Raw genomic sequence first — 16,612 nt, forward strand, 5'->3', positions numbered from 1 at the left:
TTATCCTCGCGACGGCAGGCCGGCGCCGTGGTGGGCGGGCGTGACAGGTTGGGCGGCCCAGGCGGCCAGGCGTGCGCGCGCCGCCGCGCAGGTGCCGCCGTCCAGGCCGTTGCCGTGGCGGTGCCAGGCGTCGATGTAGGCGTTCAGCTGCTTGAGCTGGTCGTCGCGTTCGACTTGCAGGTAGGGCGCGCTGGCGCGGTACAACTGGGACCAGGACAGCGTCTGCGCCGGCAGCGCGCTGGCGGCCGCTTGCAGATGCAGCGTCAGCCAGCTGGTGACGGAGCTGATGGTCAGGCTGGCGTCGCGCGGCTTCAGCGGCGTCAGTCGCAATATCGTCAGTTCGGGTTCTTCGGCCGGAGTCAGCGTGTACAGCGCCTCCAGTCCCAGGCAACACAGCAAGGGTTCCAGCAGCGACACGGCGTGGCGCATGCCGTTAAAGCTGACCCAGGTGCGGGTGCCGTCGCTGCCGGCGTGCAGCTCCGGGAAGGAGATGTACAGCGTCGGCTGCGGCGTGCCGGCCTTGATCATCCGCACCACATGGTTGGTGCCGACGCTGGCCAGCCTGTCGGCGGGCAGTCCGATCTCGGCCAGCACCTGCTCCACCACCGGCGTGGTGACGACGACGATGCGCAGGCCGGACGCGGCCAGCTGGCGCAGCAGCCGCAGTCCGGGCAGGCTGTACGGCAGGGCCAGCAGGCAGGAGTGTTGTGCCAGGCGGTCGCTCAGCGTGCGCAGCAGCGCCTGCGGCGCGCTGCCGGGCGAGCTCTGCGCGCACAGCTGGCGGTAGGCCGCCTGCGCGGCGCCGGCGACGCGCATCGCCTCGTCGTTGCCCAGGGCCAGCGCATGTTGCAAGCCCTTGGCGGCGAGGCGGGTGGTGTTGGCCTCGGCGCGCTGGTGCTGCAGGCGCGCCGCATAGGAGGCTGCCGGCGGCCGGCGCAACAGGGCGGCGAGGCGGGGGAAGCGAAGGAACATGGCGGCGTCTCCGTGGCGGTGTCAGGCGGCGAATCGGGCGTGCACGACGGCGCTGCGCAGCCCGGCCAGCGCGCGCAGCGTTTTCATGGCGAGCATGACGCAGGCCGAGGCGATCACCAGCGGCCACAACAGATCGCCCAGCAGGCGCCACGCGGACCAGCCGGCGTCCGCCAGCCGGGCCGCGCCGGCGGCCGCGCCCAGCTGGTGCAGGCTGTCGGCCAGCGCGTCCGGCAGCGTCCGGGCCAGCCGCCGCACTTCGGTCACCAGGAAGCTGGCGAAGTACAGCATGTAGGCGCCGCTCAGCAGGCCGTAGGCGTACAGCACCGGCGAACGCGCGCCGGGCCGGGCGCGGCCGAACAGCGGCATCAGCATTTCGGCGCTGGCCTGGCGCACCTGGCGGTGCAGGTTGTGCAGGCCGCTGAGGTCGGACAGCAGCCAATAGCCGTCGAACTTGAACACGGGGTTGAGCGTGAACAGCATGGTGAAGGTGACCAGCCAGATCAGCTTGAGCGCGTCGGGGCTGCCGCTGGCCAGCGCATACAGGTCGACGCCGATCAGCATCAGCGCCTGGAAATACACGCCGCCCAGATCGACCACCGCGCGTTGCCGGCGCTGCAGGCGCCAGGCCTTGCTGACGTCGGCGTACCAGGCGGGAAAGATCACGTACAGGCCGAAGCCGATGGCGCCGTGCGGGCAATTGAAATAGCGGCAGGCCGTCGTGTGGCCCAGCTCGTGGATCAGTCCGCTCAGCAGCAGCAGGGCCACCAGGCGCGTGCCGCCGCTGCCGCTCCAGCCTTCGTGGGCGGCGTGCATGGCGGCCGGCAGCACGCAGCCGTGCAGCACGGCGAAGATGGCCACCAGGCTCCATGCGAGCGACGGCTTGAACAGCCACGCCAGGCGGCCGGTCAGCAGGCCGGCGTACCACGGCGACAGCAAGTCGATGCTGATGGTGAAGGGATTGCCGCGCGCGGCCGGGGCGGCGTCGCTGAACAGCGCGGCGGGCAGCGTGGCGGCGGCCAGCGCGATCAGTTCGTCGGACGGCAGCGCGGCGCCGCTGCGTTGCAGGTATTGGCGCTCCAGCTGGTCGGGCGTGGCCGGCGCCGTCAGCAGCGCTTCGATCAGCGCGCGCGACTTGGCGGTAATCAGGAAATGGCGGTTGTCCAGCTCCAGCAGGAAGCGTTGTGCGGCGCCCGCTTCGCGGTACGGCGAGATCCGGATGCCTTCTTTGAGCGTGGGTATGGCGGCCATGGGGGAGTGCGGAATGGGGAGGGATGGACGATGCGGGAAGAGAAACGGGAGCGAGGCGTGCGACTCCCGTTTCCAGCTCGGTATTACTTGTCGGACACCGAGCAGGTGTAGGTCCAGTCCGGTGCTGGAACGCTAGGCACGGCTTCCATTTCGAAGCGGGCTTCCAGTTCTTCGACGACGAATTCTACTTGGGTGATTTCGATGTTTTCCATTTAAAACTCCATGTGGGTGGTTATCAAGGTAGCTGTGAGATCGACACTGCAGCATAGTTCCCGGTTCAGCTGGAATAAATAGTAAATCGATCATATTTTTGTGTCAATCAGTAATTTGTTATTGTTTTACGATATTTTTAAGCGTTGTTTTTTTGTTATATCGAATGCGAGGGGCGCGCCGCCGCCTGCGCAAGAGCGCATCGGCGGCGTGCAGGCCAGGTGGAGGGAAAGTTTAGAAGTCGTCGCCGCCGGCGTCGTCGGCTGGGTCGCCTTCGTCCGGGCGCCATTCGAGGATGTCGGACGGCTGGCAGGCCAGCCGCTCGCAGATCTTGTTGAGCGTGGTGAAACGGATGCCGCGCACCTTGCCGGACTTGAGCAGCGACAGGTTCTGTTCGGTGATGCCGATGAAGGCCGCCAGCTCCTTCGACTTGATCTTGCGCTTGGCCAGCATCACATCCAGGTTGACGATGATGGTCATCAGATGAAGCCTTCGTTTTCTTCGCCCAGGCGGCGGCCTTCGTGCATGATGGCGGCGATCAGGTAGAACAGCCCGCACACCAGCAGCAACAGCACCTCGTTGGAGGTGACGTCGAAGCCGATGCGGAAGGCGCGGGTGTTGGAAACCAGGTTGAACACGATGGCGCGCAGCGCCGGTTCCAGACTCGACAGCGTGACCGACGCGAACACGGCGCCGGCAAACGCCCGCATGTAGCCGATGGTGCGGGTGGCGAAGATGGCGCCGCGCTGCAATTCGCGCAGCGTCTGCCGCAGCCGGATCACGCCGAACACCAGAAAGCTCAGCGGCAGCAGGCCGATGAGTACGCCCAGCAGCCGATACAGCGAAGACAGCCGCTGCATGTCGGCCACGCTCATGCCGTCTGGCAGCACCTGCATCACCCACCACAGCAGCTCGAACGGCATGGGGACCATCCAGGCGAGAATGAAGAACGATACCTGAACCACCAGGAAGACCTGCAGCACGATCTGCAGCACGATGCACAGGTAGCGGATGTGGTTGTGACCGGGAGTGGAGAACAGCATGGGTTTTATTTTTCTACGGTAAAAAATTATTGTACAGCCTCAAAAAATTCTTGTATTAACGACATTTTAACGTAAGAGCCGTCGGCGCAGGCGCTGTGGTGCTATGCACAACAGCCTGTATTAGGCGGCGCCGGGTTTTGTGCTTACAATCGACTCTCGACCATACGCCGCCCAAAAACGCCCTCCATGAACACTGCCCCCGCCGCTCCCGCCACCGTCACCGCGCGCCGACTACAGGTTGCCGAGGCCCTGCGCGAGGCGCTGCCGGGGCGCTGCGTGCTGTCCGATTCCGAGGATACCCGCCCCTACGAATGCGACGGCCTGGCCGCCTACCGCCAGCTGCCGATGATCGTCGTGCTGCCCGATACCGAGGCGCAGATCGTCGCGGTGCTGAAGGTGTGCCGCGGGCTGAACGTGCCCATCGTGCCGCGCGGCGCCGGCACCGGCCTGTCCGGCGGCGCGATGCCGATCGCCGACGGCGTGGTGCTGTCGACCGCGCGCCTGAACCGCATCGTGCGCATGGACGCCTACTCCCGCAGCGCCGTGGTGCAGCCCGGCGTGCGCAACCTGGCGATCTCGGAAGCGGCGGCGCAGCACGGCCTGTACTACGCGCCCGATCCGTCGTCGCAGATCGCCTGCACCATCGGCGGCAACGTGGCGGAGAACTCGGGCGGCGTACATTGCCTCAAATACGGGCTGACCGTGCACAACGTGCTGCGCGTGCGCGTGGTCACCATCGACGGCGACGTGGTGGAGCTGGGCAGCGAGGCGCTCGACGCGCCGGGACTGGACCTGCTGTCGGTGTTCATCGGCTCCGAAGGCATGCTGGGCATCGTCACCGAAGTGACGGTCAAGCTGGTGCCCAAGCCGGCCACCGCGCGCGTGATCATGGCGTCGTTCGACGAAGTGGTGGCGGGCTGCCACGCGGTGGCCGCGCTGATCGCCGCCGGCATCATCCCGGCCGGGCTGGAGATGATGGACCAGACCTCGTCGCGCATGGTCGAACCGTTCGTCAAGGCCGGCTACGATACCGACGCCGCCGCCATCCTGCTGTGCGAGGCCGATGGCACCGTCGAGGAGGTGGAAGAGGAAATCGCCCGCATGTCGGCGGTGCTCAACACGGCCGGCGCCAGCGCGATCGCGGTGTCGCAGTCGGAGGCGGAGCGCTTGAAGTTCTGGTCCGGCCGCAAGAACGCCTTCCCGGCGGCCGGCCGCATCTCGCCGGACTACTACTGCATGGACGGCACCATCCCGCGCAAGCGCCTGGGCCAGGTGCTGGAGGGGATCGCGCAGATGGAGACCAAATACGGCCTGCGCTGCGCCAACGTGTTCCACGCGGGGGACGGCAACCTGCATCCGCTGATACTGTTCAACGCGAACATTCCCGACGAGTTCGAGCGCGCCGAGGCGTTCGGCGCCGAGATCCTGGCGCTGTGCGTGGAAGTGGGCGGCACCATCACCGGCGAGCATGGCGTGGGCATCGAGAAGATCAATTCCATGTGCGCGCAGTTTGCGCCCGCCGAGCTGGAAGCGTTCTTCTCGGTGAAGCGCGCCTTCGATACGGCGGGGCTGCTCAATCCCGACAAGGCCATTCCCACGCTGAACCGCTGTGCCGAATTCGGCAAGATGCGCGTCAGCGGCGGCATGCTGCCGTTCTCCCATTTGCCGCGTTACTGAACGGAGCAGCATGACGAACAACCTGACCACCGATATGCACTCCATCGCCCAAGACTTCAGCGTGCGCATACGCGCCGCGGCGGCCGCCGGCCAACCATTGCGCCTGCGCGGCGGCGGCACCAAGGACTGGTACGGCCAGTCGCTGCAAGGCGAAGTGTTCGATACGCGCGCGTACGCCGGCATCGTCGCCTACGAGCCGACGGAACTGGTGATCACCGCGCGCTGCGGCACGCCGCTGGCGGAAATCGAGGCGCTGCTGGCGCAGCACAACCAGATGCTGGCCTTCGAGCCGCCGCGTCTCGGCGCGGAATCGACCATCGGCGGCGTGGTGGCCAGCGCGCTGTCAGGCCCGCGCCGCGCCAGCGCCGGAGCGGTGCGCGACTTCGTGCTGGGCGCGGTGCTGATGGACGGCCACGGTGAGGCGCTGCGCTTCGGCGGCCAGGTGATGAAGAACGTGGCCGGCTACGATGTCTCGCGTTTGCTGGCAGGGTCGCTGGGCACGCTGGGCCTGATACTGGAGGTGTCGCTCAAGGTGCTGCCGGTTCCGGTGCGCGAGGCCAGCCTGTGCTTCGAGATGAGCGAGATCGACGCGCTGCGCCGGCTGAACGAATGGGCCGGCCAGCCGCTGCCGATATCCGCGAGCTGCTGGCACCGGGACGTGCTGTCGCTGCGCCTGTCCGGCGCGGAGGCGGCGGTGGACGCGGCGCTGCGCAAGCTTGGCGGCCAGGCCCTTGACGACGGCCCGGCGTTCTGGGCCGCGCTGCGCGATCAATCGCATGCATATTTTAGCAGCGGCGCCAGCGACGGCGCATTGTGGCGCCTGTCGCTGCCATCGGCGGCCAGCGCCATCATCCTGCGCGGCGAACAGCTGATCGAGTGGGGCGGGGCGCAGCGCTGGCTGAGGATGGACGAATGCGACGCCGCACAGGCGGCCGGCATCCGCGGCGCCGTGGCGGCCGCCGGCGGCCATGCCACGCTGTTCCACGGCGCGGACAAGAGCGTCGGCGTATTCCATCCGCTGGCGCCGGCCGTGGCGAAAATCCACGAACGGCTGAAGCAATCCTTCGATCCTGCAGGGATCTTCAACCCCGGCCGCATGTACTGACCACGCCTATGCAAACCAATCTCGCCGATTTCATCAAGAACACCCGCGAAGGCGAAGAGGCCGACGCCATCCTGCGCGCCTGCGTCCACTGCGGCTTCTGCACCGCCACCTGCCCGACCTACCAGCTGCTGGGCGATGAGCTGGACGGTCCGCGCGGACGCATCTACCTGATCAAGCAGGTGCTGGAAGGCGCGCCGGTCACGGTCAAGACGCAAACCCACCTGGACCGCTGCCTGACCTGCCGCAACTGCGAAACCACCTGTCCGTCCGGCGTCAAGTACGGGCGCCTGATCGACATCGGGCGCAAGGTGGTGGAGGAGCGCGTCGAGCGCCCGTTCATCGAGCGCATGAAGCGGCTGGTGCTGAAGCAAGCCTTGCCGCGCAAGGCGGTGTTCACGGCGGCCCTGCGCGCGGGACAGATTTTCCGCCCGCTGCTGTCGCCTGCGCTGCAGGACAAGATTCCGGCGATGCAGGGCGCCGGCGCCTGGCCGACGCGCGAACATGCGCGCAAGATGCTGGTGCTGGAAGGCTGCGCGCAGCCGGCGATGGCGCCCAACATCAACGCCGCCACCGCGCGTGTACTGGATGCGCTGGGCGTGCAGCTGATGGTGGCGCCCAAGGCCGGCTGCTGCGGCGCGCTGCGCCACCACCTGAACGACCAGCAAGCGGCGCTGGACGACATGCGCCGCAACGTCGATGCCTGGTGGCCGTATGTGCGGGACGGCGCGGTCGAGGCGATCGTGATGACGGCCTCCGGCTGCGGCGTCACGGTCAAGGAATACGGCCACCTGCTGGCGCATGACAGCGCCTACGCCGACAAGGCGCAGCGCATTGCCGCGTTGACGCGCGACCTGAGCGAGGTCATGCCCGAATTCGAAGAGGAATTGAAGCGCCGCGCAGGCACCGGCAACAGTAACGGCAGCGCCGGCGGACGCGTCGCCTACCACCCTCCGTGCACGCTGCAGCATGGCCAGCAGATACGCGGCAAGGTCGAGGGCGTGCTGCGCGCGGTCGGCGTCGACGTCGTGCTGTGCGCCGACAGCCATCTGTGCTGCGGCTCGGCCGGCACCTATTCGCTGCTGCAGCCGGAGCTGTCGCTGCAGCTGCGCGACCGCAAGCTGGCCAACCTGGCCGATACCGGCGCCGCCACCATCGTCTCGGCCAACGTCGGCTGTAGCGCGCACCTGCAGTCGGGCACGCAGACGCCGGTGACGCACTGGATCGAGCTGATCGACCGCGCGCTGACTTAGTTTTTTGGCGCCCGTCAAAGGCGCAGCGTAAATCAGGAACTTTGACCGTCGCCGATTGCCTCACAAGGGTGGGGGAGGCAACGGCGGCGCCGGTGCGGCCTGCCTCCATGCGATCAATCGAACCAACTGGAGGAATCATGCAAAATCAAATCACCGAGTGGGGAACGGCCTTGATGACATCGCTGTCCGCCGCCATGGCCATGCTGTTTCAGGCGATCCCGAAACTGATCGGATTTGCGGTCATACTCATCGTCGGCTGGCTGATCGCGGCCGCGCTGGCGAAAGCCATAATGGTCCTGCTGCGCTCCGTTAAATTCAATGACCTGGCACAGCGTGCCGGCCTGGCCGGCTTCTTCCACAACATGGGCATGCCGATGGATTCGGCCGGCGTGGTGGGCGCCGTGGTCAAGTGGTTCGTGCGGCTGATTGCGCTGGTGGTCGCTTTCGATGCGCTGGGACTGCCGGCGGTGTCGGAAGTGCTGCGGCAGGTGCTGCTGTGGCTGCCGAACGTGGTGGTGGCGGTGGTGATCCTGGTAATCGCCGGGCTGGCGGCCAACTCGCTGGGCAAGCTGGTGCGCGGCGCCGCCACGGAAAGCGATTTGCGCAACGCCGACCTGCTGGGCAAGGTGGCCAGTGGCCTGGTGCTCGGCTTCGGCGTGATCGTGGCGATCGGCCAGCTCGGCATCGCGACCATGTTTGTCGATGCGCTGTTTGTGGCGCTGGTCGGCGCGGTGGCGCTGGCGGCGGGCCTGGCGTTCGGGCTGGGCGCGCGCGAGACGGCCGGCCAGATCATCCGCGACTGGTATGCCAAGCGCCGGACGGTGCGCGGCGTGCAGACGGCCGAAGGGATAGGCGAGGCGATCGGCCCCAGCTCGCTCAGCGAGCGGCGCATGAGCGAACGGCGCGCCGCCGTCTAGCCTATAGCTAACCCTGCACGAACAAGGGCATCTGCGACGTGCTGGCGGCCGGTTCGCTGTGCAGGTTGAGGATAGGCGGCAGCTGAGCTGCCGCCTGCCACACCTTGGCCTGGTCGAAGCTGGCGACCCAGGGCAGCACATCGTCCGCCGGCATCGGCCGGGCGATGCCGTAGCCCTGCACCAGGTCGCAGCCCAGCCGCATCAGCATGGCGCCGTGCTCGATGGTCTCGACCCCCTCGGCGATCACGCCCAGGCCGAAGGACCTGGCCAGGCCGATGACGGCGCTGACCAGGTGCAGATCGTCGCGGTCCACCAGCATGTTGCGCACGAAGCTCTGGTCGATCTTCAGCACGTCCGCCGGCAGGCGCTTCAGGTAGGACATCGACGAGTAACCGGTGCCGAAATCGTCCAGCGCGAAGCTGATGCCCAGCGCCTGGCACTCGAGCATGATGCGGCGCACGTGGCTGATGTCGCTCAGCGCCGACGACTCGAGTATCTCCAGCTCCAGCATGTGCGGCGGCACTTGCGGGAACTCGGCCAGGATCGCCGTCAGCTGCCCCACGAAGTCGGAACGCTGGAAATGGCGCGCGGCGATGTTGACGCTGATGACCCAGTCGGGGTTGGACTCGCGCCAGACCAGCAGCTGGCGCAGGGCTTCGCGCAGCACCCATTCGCCGATGTCGACGATCACGTCGCTGTGCTCGACGATGGGCAGGAAGTCCATCGGGCCGACGATGCCGCGCTGCGGATGCTGCCAGCGCAGCAGCGCCTCCATGCCGACGATGCGGCCCTTGCGCATGTCCAGCTTGGGTTGGTAGTACAGCCGCAGTTCGCCGGCGCGCAGCGCGGCGCGGACCTCGGTGCGGCGGTTGTGATGGGTGCGGACCTGTTCGTCCAGGTCGGCGTCGAAGAAATGATAGCGGTTGCGGCCCGTGATCTTGGCCTGGTACAGCGCCTGGTCGGCATGGCGCAGCAGGCTGTCTGCGCTGATCTCGTTGCCGGTGTAGACGGCGATGCCGGCGCTGGCCGACATGCTGACCGCCTGGCCTTCGCACACATAGTCGCGCGACAGCGCCGCCATCAGCCGCTCCATCGCCCGCTCGACGCCGGCGCGGTCTTCCAGTTCGGGCAGCAGCAGCACGAATTCATCGCCGCCCAGGCGCGCCACGTAATGACGCTGGCCGGCAAAGTCGTGCAGGCGGCTGGCGGCCTGCTTGAGGATCTCGTCGCCGACGGTTTGGCCCAGCGTCTGGTTCACGTGCTGGAAGTGATCGAGGTCGAACAGGCACACCGCCAGCAGGTAGTCCTGGTCGCGCGCGCGGTCCACTTCCTGCTCGAAGCGGGCCGCCAGCGCGGCGCGGTTGGGCAGTCCGGTCAGGATGTCGTGATTGCTTTGCCAGGAGATCTGCTGCATCAGCTGGCGGCGCTCCGTCACGTCGCGGAACACCAGCACCGAACCCTGCACCTCGCCAAGCGCGGCGCGGATCGCGTTGGCCGTGTATTCGACGGTGAAACTCTGGCCGAGGCGGTTGCGCAGGCTCTGGTTGCCGACCTTGACGACTTCGCCGCCGGCGTAGATCGCCGCCATCGATTTGAGCAGCGAGTGCTGGCCGAAGTTGTTCTCCAAGACGAACACCTGATGCAGCTCCATGCCGCGCGCGCGCGACTCGGGCCAACCGGTCAGCTGCTGCGCCACGTCGTTGATGGTGGCGACCTTGCCCATCAGGTCGGTGGTGATGACGGCGTCGCCGATCGACGCCAGCGTCACTTCGATGCGGTCCTTCTCTGCCTGCAGCTGCGCCTGCGCCCGCAGCGTCTGTTCCAATTGCCGGCTCAGCTCGGACTGGCTTTGCTGCAGCTTGTACACCAGCGCCTGCACGCGCTGCGCCATGTTGTTGAAGGTGATGGCCACCGTGCGCGCCTCGAGCGTGCCGCTGACCGGCAGGCGCACGCTGTGGTCGCCGTGCTGGAAGCGGGTGGTGGTGTCGGTCACGCGCTTGAGCATGCGCTTGTTGGCGAACAAGATGATGCCCAGCAGCGTGTAGATGATGGCGATGTTGACCGTGGAGATGACGGCCTGCTGGTGCAGCGTGCGCCAGACCTGTTCCAGCGGCAGCGTCGGTTCGAAGGCCAGCACCAGCATGGCGTTGCCGATGTAGATGGTGCGGTCGATCGGCGCCAGCCCGTGCAGGTCGTGGAACCAGTTGGGGAACGACGGCGCCGGCCGCGCGCTGCGCAGCGCCTCGAGATGGCCGCCGGCGTAGTCCAGCCGCGCCGAGACCAGGTCGGCCTCCAGCAGCAGGGCGCCGGACAGGATGTTGTCGAGGGCGGCGCGGTCCGGCGTGGTCAGCGCCGGCAGCAGGGCCTTGTGCAGGTAAACGCCCAGTTCTCCCGCGTCTTTTTGATAGCGGGCATTGGCGTATTCCGTTTCCGACTGGAACAGCAAGGTGTATCGCAGGCCCACCACCACGGCAATGATGACGAAGATGGGCAGGAACAAACGGGAGTACATCCCCATCCGCATCCATTGCGAAAGTATTTTTCCAAACAACGACATAGGCGACTGATTCGATTGGAAATGACCAACGGCCATTATTACCGAAAAGTTAACCCAAAGCACGTTTTTTGGAAAACGTTTTCACTATTTTACAACTTTCCTGACCAAGCTTATTCGGCCAACAGCTTTTCGATGTCGGCGATCAGGTCTTCCGGCTTGGTGGATGGAGCGTAGCGATCGTAGACGGTGCCGTCCTTGCGGATCAGGAACTTGGTGAAGTTCCATTTGATCGCCTCGGTACCGAGGATGCCGGGCGCGTCCTTCTTGAGCTTCTGGAACAGCGGGTGGGCGTGGTCGCCGTTGACATCGATCTTGGCGAACAGCGGGAAGGTGACGCCATAGTTCTTTTCGCAGAAGGCGCCGATCTCGTCGGCCTGGCCCGGCTCCTGGGCGCCGAACTGGTTGCAGGGGAAGCCCAGCACCGTCACGCCCTTGTCCTTGAACTGCTGGTAGACCGCCTCCAGCCCCTTGTATTGCGGCGTGAAGCCGCAGTTGCTGGCGGTGTTGACGATCAGCAGGACCTGGCCCTTGTACCGGCCCAGGTCGACCGGAGTGCCGGCCAGGCTGTCGGCGGTGATGTCGTAGAGTGTGCTCACGGTGCTTCCTTAGACGAGTCCCAGATGTTCGGTGCCGGCCGACAGGTCGCGGTTCTTGGCGGCCTTGCCTTCCAGCTTGATAGCCAGTCGCAGGTCGTTGACGGAGTCGGCGTTGCGCAGCGCGTCCTCGTAGGTGATCAGGTCCGCCTCGTGCAGGTCGAACAGCGACTGGTCGAAGGTCTGCATGCCCAGTTCGCGCGACTTCTTCATCAGCTCCTTGATTTCGTGGACTTCGCCCTTGAAGATCAGGTCCGAGATCAGCGGCGAATTGAGCAGGATCTCGATCGCCACGGCGCGGCCCTTGGCTTCCTTCTTCGGGATCAGGCGCTGGGAAATCATGCCCTTCAGGTTCAGCGACAGGTCCATCAGCAGCTGCTGGCGGCGCTCCTCGGGGAAGAAGTTGATGATGCGGTCCAGCGCCTGGTTGGCGCTGTTGGCGTGCAGGGTGGCCAGGCACAGGTGGCCGGTCTCGGCGAAGGCGATCGCGTGGTCCATGGTCTGGCGGTCGCGGATCTCGCCGATCTGGATCACGTCCGGCGCCTGGCGCAGCGTGTTCTTCAGGGCGATTTCCCAGTCGTCGGTGTCGACGCCGACTTCGCGCTGGGTCATGATGCAGTTCTTGTGCGGGTGGACGTACTCGACCGGATCCTCGATGGTGATGATGTGGCCGTAGCTGTTCTCGTTGCGGTAGCCGACCATGGCCGCCAAGGTGGTCGACTTGCCGGAGCCGGTGGCGCCGACCATGACCACCAGGCCGCGCTTGGACATGACGACGTCCTTGAGCACGTCGGGCAGGCCCAGGTCCTCGAGCTTGGGGATTTCGCTGGTGATGGTCCGCAACACCATGCCGACCGAGCTCATCTGCACGAACGCCGACACGCGGAAGCGGCCCAGGTCGCCGGGGCTGATGGCGAAGTTGGCCTCCTTGGTCAGCTCGAACGAGGCGGTCTGCTTGTCGTTCATGATGGAGCGGGCCAGGTCCATGGTGTGGGCGGAGGTCAGCACCTGCGACGACACCGGCGTCATCTTGCCGTCGATCTTGATGGCCGGCGGGAAGCCGGCGGTGATGAAGAGGTCCGAGCCCTTCTTGCTGGTCATCAAGCGCAGCAAGTCGAACATGAATTTGGATGCCTGGTCGCGTTCCATGATGTGTCCTTTAAGACGGGGTCAGATCCGACATTTGGACACGAACTCTGCCGTAGCGGCCGCTACGGCAGAGTTCGTGTCCAAATGTCGGATCTGACCCCAGGTTTTAGCCGGGGAAATTGTCCGGCGTCTTGGCGGCGTTGCGGGCGGCGGCGGCGCTGATGACGTTGCGGCGCACCAGGTCCGTCAGGTTCTGGTCCAGGGTCTGCATGCCGACGTTGCTGCCGGTCTGGATCGCCGAGTACATCTGCGCGATCTTCGCTTCGCGGATCAGGTTGCGGATCGCCGGCGTGGCCACCATGATCTCGTGCGCCGCCACACGGCCGCTGCCGTCCTTGGTCTTCAGCAGCGTCTGCGAGATCACCGCCTGCAGCGATTCGGACAGCATCGCCCGCACCATCTCCTTTTCATCGGCCGGGAACACGTCGACGATACGGTCGATGGTCTTGGCGGCCGACGAGGTGTGCAGGGTGCCGAACACCAGGTGGCCCGTCTCCGCCGCCGACAGCGCCAGGCGGATGGTTTCCAGGTCGCGCAGCTCGCCGACCAGGATCGCGTCCGGGTCTTCCCGCAGCGCCGAGCGCAGCGCGTTGTTGAACGACAGCGTGTGCGGCCCCACCTCGCGCTGGTTGATCAGGCACTTCTTCGATTCGTGCACGAACTCGATCGGGTCTTCGATCGTCAGGATGTGGCCGTATTCGTTTTCGTTGAGGTGGTTGACCATCGCCGCCAGGGTGGTCGACTTGCCGGATCCGGTCGGACCCGTCACCAGCACCAGGCCGCGCGGTTTCAGGGCGAAATCGGCGAAGATCTTCGGCGCGTTCAGTTCCTCCAGGCTCAGGATCTTCGATGGAATCGTCCGCAGCACCGCCGACGCGCCCCGTTCCTGGTTGTAGGCGTTGACGCGGAAGCGCGCCAGCCCGGGAATCGCGAACGAAAAGTCGCATTCCAGCATTTCCTCGTAGGCCTTGCGCTGGCCGTCGTTCATGATGTCATAAATCATGCCGTGCACGTCCTTGTGCTCCAGCGGCGGCAGGTTGATGCGGCGCACGTCGCCGTGTACCCGTATCATCGGCGGCAGGCCGGCTGACAGGTGCAAGTCCGAAGCCTTGTTCTTGACGGAGAATGCGAGAAGTTCGGAGATGTCCATTTATAATCCCTGTGCCTGACGTTGGTGATGTGCAGTCTGATGTACAGCTTAATAACGATTTTTTACCCGATGATTATGTCCCTGATCCCCCAGAACTTGCAAGCAATCACCTCGACTATTATTGCCACAGCCCAAGATGTTGGCCGGCCGCCTCAGTCGGTGCGCTTGCTGGCCGTGTCCAAGACCTTCGGCCCGGACGCGGTGCTGGAGGCGGTGGGCGCGGGCCAGCGGGCGTTCGGCGAGAATTACCTGCAGGAGGGGCTGGACAAGATCCAGGCGCTGCAGGCGGCCGGCGCGCCGGCGCTGGAGTGGCATTTCATCGGCCCGATCCAGAGCAACAAGACCCGCCCCATTGCCGAGAACTTCGCCTGGGTGCACACGGTCGAACGCGAGAAGATCGCGCAGCGGCTGTCCGAGCAGCGGCCGGCCGGCATGGCGCCGCTGCAGATCTGCCTGCAGGTGAATATCAGCGGCGAGGCCAGCAAGAGCGGCGTCGCCCCGGACGAACTGGCGGCGCTGGCCCACAAGGTCGCGGCGCTGCCGAATCTGACGTTACGCGGCCTGATGGCGATCCCCGAGCCGGCCGAGGACTTTGAACAGCAGCGCGCGGCGTTCGCGCAGCTGCGGGCGCTGTACGAGCAGTTGCGCGCCGACGGCCTGGCGCTCGATACGCTGTCGATGGGCATGTCGGCCGACATGCGCGCGGCGATCGTCGAGGGCGCCACCATCGTGCGCGTCGGCAGCGCCATTTTTGGATCACGACAATACAACAAGGCTTGACCATGAAAATAGCATTTATCGGCGGCGGCAACATGGCCTCCGCCCTGATCGCCGGACTGGCGAACAAACTGACGGCCGGCGCCAACATCCACGTGGCCGACCCGAACGCGGAAGCGCTGGCACGGCTGCACGCGCAATTCGGCGTGACCACCGCCGCCGGCGCGGATGGCGCCGTGTCGGCGGCCGACGTGATCGTGCTGGCGGTGAAGCCGCAAAGCATGCGCGAAGTGGCGGCGCAGCTGGCGCCGCTGATCTCGCCGGCCAAGCAGCCGCTGATCGTGTCGATCGCGGCCGGCATCCGCGGCGCGGACCTGTCGCGCTGGCTGGGCGGCTACGGCGCCATCGTGCGCTGCATGCCGAACACGCCGGCGCTGATCGGCATGGGCATCACCGGCATGGCGGCGACGGCCGGCGTCAGCGCGGAACAGAAGAAGATGGCGGACGACATCCTGCGCGCCGTCGGCCCCACCGTGTGGCTGGACGACGAGGCGCAGATCGATGCGGTGACGGCGGTTTCCGGCAGCGGCCCGGCCTATGTGTTCTACTTCATCGAGGCGATGCAGCAGGCCGCGGTGGAAATGGGCTTGAACGAGGAGCAGGGCAAGCAGCTGGCGCTGGCCACCTTCGGCGGCGCCTCGCAATTGGCGATCCGCTCGAGCGAGCCGGTGTCGCTGCTGCGCGAGCGCGTCACCTCGAAGGGCGGCACCACCTACGCGGCGCTGACCAGCATGGAGGAGAGCGGCGTCAAGGCGGCCATCATCAAGGCCATGAAGGCCGCCGCCCACCGCGGCAAGGAGATGGGCGACGAGCTGGGCGCCGCCAGCTAGCTCTTGCTGTCGCAGCCCTGCTTCATCGCCGCGATCCAGGCGCGTATCAGCGCCACGCCTTCCTTGTGGACCGAGCCGCGTCCCAGTTCCGGCATCATGATGCCGGTTTCGGCGGAGCTGAGCCGGTAGACCATGATCGACTCGTCCGGCTTGCCCGGCGCGATGCCGTAGCCATGGCCGCCGGTGCCGGCGCCCGCCGCCACCGGCGGCTTGCACAAACCCAGATGCAGGTCGGCCGGCGCGCCGATGTTCAGGTGCAGCGCCGTGGTGTTGGCCGCGCCCTTGTCGTTGTGGCAGTGGGCGCAGTTGATGTCCAGGTAGGCGCGGGCGCGCGCGTCCAGCGTTTGCGCCGCATCGCGCCAGTTGGCGTTGTGCGGCGCGGCCGCCGCCGCGTTGGCCGGCACGCCGCTCAGGTAGCCGATGCGTGCCAGGTAGTCGAGCTGGTTGACGCTCACGCCGTCATGGCTGTAGCTGCGGTTCATGTGCCGCGCCTTCGGTCCGATGGGCTGGAACTGGCGCGACTTGACGTCCGCCACGTGGCAGGACGCGCACTGGTTCACGTTCGGCACCACATAGGTCAGCTGCTTGCTGCTCCGGTCCTCGTGCACCACTTCCAGCGGCACCTGGTCGCCGGTGCGCGACAGCACGGCCTCGGTCTGCTCGGGATTCCACACGTAGGGCAGGGCGATCCAGCCGTCGGCGCGGCGCACCAGCAGCCGGGTTTCGATCAGGCGCACGTTGGCCAGGTCCAGCTTGTCGCCGCCGTTCTTGCTGGTGTCGTAGGTCGCCAGCACCGCCTTGGCCGGGCCGGCCGCCTTCGGATAATAGAAGGTCTTGCTGATGATGGTGCCGACCGGGAACTCGAACGTGGTGTCGGCGTTGTAGACGGCGCTCCGGCCCTTCGGCATCCATACGGTGCGCAGCTTTTGCGCATAGTCGGTGAACAGCGGCGTGTTCAGGTCGTAGGGCACGACGCCGGTGTTCAGGTTCAGGCGGCCGCCTGCGACGGCCATCAGATGCCAGTCGCTCAGTTTGGCCGGATTGCCTTCGGCGATGAAGCTGACCGGCTGCTGATTCTGCGTGCACGCCGACAGTACGCACGCCGCCATCGCCGCCAGCAGCAGCGAACGCATT

General features: G+C 66.3%; 16 protein-coding genes. 6 read left to right on the forward strand and 10 right to left on the reverse strand.

Annotated elements, in window-relative coordinates; all coding sequences use genetic code 11:
* From ABWW33_RS04985 to ABWW33_RS05005, 5 genes are all read right to left on the reverse strand, one after another.
* A complete protein-coding gene (locus tag ABWW33_RS04985) occupies window positions 1–972 on the reverse strand; it encodes a hypothetical protein (RefSeq protein WP_353399583.1) in 972 nt (323 codons plus the stop codon).
* Between the two features lie 21 nt (window positions 973–993).
* The gene (locus ABWW33_RS04990) at window positions 994–2,220 is read right to left on the reverse strand and encodes a hypothetical protein (RefSeq protein WP_353399586.1); all 1,227 of its coding nucleotides are present in this window, start codon (window positions 2,218–2,220) and stop codon (window positions 994–996) included.
* 83 nt (window positions 2,221–2,303) lie between these two features.
* Window positions 2,304–2,432 (reverse strand): hypothetical protein, encoded by a 129-nt coding sequence (locus tag ABWW33_RS04995; protein WP_353399589.1) that lies wholly within the window; start codon window positions 2,430–2,432, stop codon window positions 2,304–2,306.
* Between the two features lie 232 nt (window positions 2,433–2,664).
* Complete coding sequence (locus ABWW33_RS05000; RefSeq protein ID WP_176654731.1) at window positions 2,665–2,910, reverse strand: helix-turn-helix domain-containing protein; 246 nt, start codon at window positions 2,908–2,910, stop codon at window positions 2,665–2,667.
* Complete coding sequence (locus ABWW33_RS05005; RefSeq protein WP_176654730.1) at window positions 2,910–3,473, reverse strand: hypothetical protein; 564 nt, start codon at window positions 3,471–3,473, stop codon at window positions 2,910–2,912. The genes ABWW33_RS05000 and ABWW33_RS05005 overlap by 1 nt, the downstream gene beginning before the upstream one ends.
* A 186-nt stretch (window positions 3,474–3,659) precedes the next feature.
* On the opposite strand from ABWW33_RS05005, the gene ABWW33_RS05010 reads away from it, so the two are divergent.
* The 4 genes from ABWW33_RS05010 to ABWW33_RS05025 all read left to right on the forward strand — a co-directional run bounded on the left by ABWW33_RS05010 (window position 3,660) and on the right by ABWW33_RS05025 (window position 8,422).
* Window positions 3,660–5,150 (forward strand): FAD-linked oxidase C-terminal domain-containing protein, encoded by a 1,491-nt coding sequence (locus ABWW33_RS05010; RefSeq protein ID WP_353399593.1) that lies wholly within the window; start codon window positions 3,660–3,662, stop codon window positions 5,148–5,150.
* 10 nt (window positions 5,151–5,160) lie between these two features.
* The gene (gene glcE / locus ABWW33_RS05015; protein WP_444550981.1) at window positions 5,161–6,255 is read left to right on the forward strand and encodes a glycolate oxidase subunit GlcE; all 1,095 of its coding nucleotides are present in this window, start codon (window positions 5,161–5,163) and stop codon (window positions 6,253–6,255) included.
* Between the two features lie 8 nt (window positions 6,256–6,263).
* A complete protein-coding gene (gene glcF, locus ABWW33_RS05020) occupies window positions 6,264–7,505 on the forward strand; it encodes a glycolate oxidase subunit GlcF (protein ID WP_353399596.1) in 1,242 nt (413 codons plus the stop codon).
* 137 nt (window positions 7,506–7,642) lie between these two features.
* Window positions 7,643–8,422 carry a mechanosensitive ion channel family protein gene (locus tag ABWW33_RS05025; protein ID WP_176654727.1) on the forward strand — a complete coding sequence of 260 codons (780 nt, stop codon included), beginning with the start codon at window positions 7,643–7,645 and terminating at the stop codon, window positions 8,420–8,422.
* Between the two features lie 7 nt (window positions 8,423–8,429).
* On the opposite strand, the gene ABWW33_RS05030 is transcribed toward ABWW33_RS05025, so the two are convergent.
* The 4 genes from ABWW33_RS05030 to ABWW33_RS05045 form a co-directional block, all read right to left on the reverse strand.
* Window positions 8,430–10,934: a putative bifunctional diguanylate cyclase/phosphodiesterase gene (locus ABWW33_RS05030; protein ID WP_353399599.1), complete on the reverse strand. Its 2,505-nt coding sequence runs from the start codon at window positions 10,932–10,934 to the stop codon at window positions 8,430–8,432.
* 155 nt (window positions 10,935–11,089) lie between these two features.
* On the reverse strand, window positions 11,090–11,575 hold the full coding sequence (locus ABWW33_RS05035; protein WP_353399602.1) for a glutathione peroxidase: 486 nt from the start codon (window positions 11,573–11,575) through the stop codon (window positions 11,090–11,092).
* Between the two features lie 9 nt (window positions 11,576–11,584).
* Window positions 11,585–12,721 carry a PilT/PilU family type 4a pilus ATPase gene (locus ABWW33_RS05040; protein ID WP_176654724.1) on the reverse strand — a complete coding sequence of 379 codons (1,137 nt, stop codon included), beginning with the start codon at window positions 12,719–12,721 and terminating at the stop codon, window positions 11,585–11,587.
* Window positions 12,722–12,827: 106 nt separating this feature from the next.
* Window positions 12,828–13,871, reverse strand: a complete 1,044-nt coding sequence (locus ABWW33_RS05045) for a type IV pilus twitching motility protein PilT (protein ID WP_176654723.1) — start codon at window positions 13,869–13,871, stop codon at window positions 12,828–12,830.
* Window positions 13,872–13,946: 75 nt separating this feature from the next.
* Between ABWW33_RS05045 and ABWW33_RS05050 the strand changes: the two genes are divergently transcribed.
* Together ABWW33_RS05050 and proC are read left to right on the forward strand one after the other, a co-directional pair.
* Window positions 13,947–14,651: a YggS family pyridoxal phosphate-dependent enzyme gene (locus ABWW33_RS05050; protein WP_353399606.1), complete on the forward strand. Its 705-nt coding sequence runs from the start codon at window positions 13,947–13,949 to the stop codon at window positions 14,649–14,651.
* Between the two features lie 2 nt (window positions 14,652–14,653).
* Window positions 14,654–15,478 (forward strand): pyrroline-5-carboxylate reductase, encoded by an 825-nt coding sequence (proC, locus tag ABWW33_RS05055; RefSeq protein ID WP_353399609.1) that lies wholly within the window; start codon window positions 14,654–14,656, stop codon window positions 15,476–15,478.
* Here the strand turns inward: proC and ABWW33_RS05060 are convergent.
* On the reverse strand, window positions 15,475–16,611 hold the full coding sequence (locus ABWW33_RS05060) for an SO2930 family diheme c-type cytochrome (RefSeq protein ID WP_353399612.1): 1,137 nt from the start codon (window positions 16,609–16,611) through the stop codon (window positions 15,475–15,477). The two genes, proC and ABWW33_RS05060, sit on opposite strands and share 4 nt — an antisense overlap.
* Window position 16,612: the final 1 nt, after the last annotated feature.

It is taken from the genome of Duganella hordei (assembly GCF_040369125.1).
In the GTDB taxonomy this organism is placed as follows: domain Bacteria; phylum Pseudomonadota; class Gammaproteobacteria; order Burkholderiales; family Burkholderiaceae_D; genus Rugamonas; species Rugamonas hordei.

Coding starts and splice junctions, on each gene's coding strand:
- ABWW33_RS04985 (WP_353399583.1), bottom strand. CDS start 972: ATGTTCCTTCGCTTCCCCCGCCTCGCCGCCCTGTTGCGCCGGCCGCCG.
- ABWW33_RS04990 (WP_353399586.1), bottom strand. CDS start 2,220: ATGGCCGCCATACCCACGCTCAAAGAAGGCATCCGGATCTCGCCGTAC.
- ABWW33_RS04995 (WP_353399589.1), bottom strand. CDS start 2,432: ATGGAAAACATCGAAATCACCCAAGTAGAATTCGTCGTCGAAGAACTG.
- ABWW33_RS05000 (WP_176654731.1), bottom strand. CDS start 2,910: ATGACCATCATCGTCAACCTGGATGTGATGCTGGCCAAGCGCAAGATC.
- ABWW33_RS05005 (WP_176654730.1), bottom strand. CDS start 3,473: ATGCTGTTCTCCACTCCCGGTCACAACCACATCCGCTACCTGTGCATC.
- ABWW33_RS05010 (WP_353399593.1), top strand. CDS start 3,660: ATGAACACTGCCCCCGCCGCTCCCGCCACCGTCACCGCGCGCCGACTA.
- glcE (WP_444550981.1), top strand. CDS start 5,161: ATGACGAACAACCTGACCACCGATATGCACTCCATCGCCCAAGACTTC.
- glcF (WP_353399596.1), top strand. CDS start 6,264: ATGCAAACCAATCTCGCCGATTTCATCAAGAACACCCGCGAAGGCGAA.
- ABWW33_RS05025 (WP_176654727.1), top strand. CDS start 7,643: ATGCAAAATCAAATCACCGAGTGGGGAACGGCCTTGATGACATCGCTG.
- ABWW33_RS05030 (WP_353399599.1), bottom strand. CDS start 10,934: ATGTACTCCCGTTTGTTCCTGCCCATCTTCGTCATCATTGCCGTGGTG.
- ABWW33_RS05040 (WP_176654724.1), bottom strand. CDS start 12,721: ATGGAACGCGACCAGGCATCCAAATTCATGTTCGACTTGCTGCGCTTG.
- ABWW33_RS05045 (WP_176654723.1), bottom strand. CDS start 13,871: ATGGACATCTCCGAACTTCTCGCATTCTCCGTCAAGAACAAGGCTTCG.
- ABWW33_RS05050 (WP_353399606.1), top strand. CDS start 13,947: ATGTCCCTGATCCCCCAGAACTTGCAAGCAATCACCTCGACTATTATT.
- proC (WP_353399609.1), top strand. CDS start 14,654: ATGAAAATAGCATTTATCGGCGGCGGCAACATGGCCTCCGCCCTGATC.
- ABWW33_RS05060 (WP_353399612.1), bottom strand. CDS start 16,611: ATGCGTTCGCTGCTGCTGGCGGCGATGGCGGCGTGCGTACTGTCGGCG.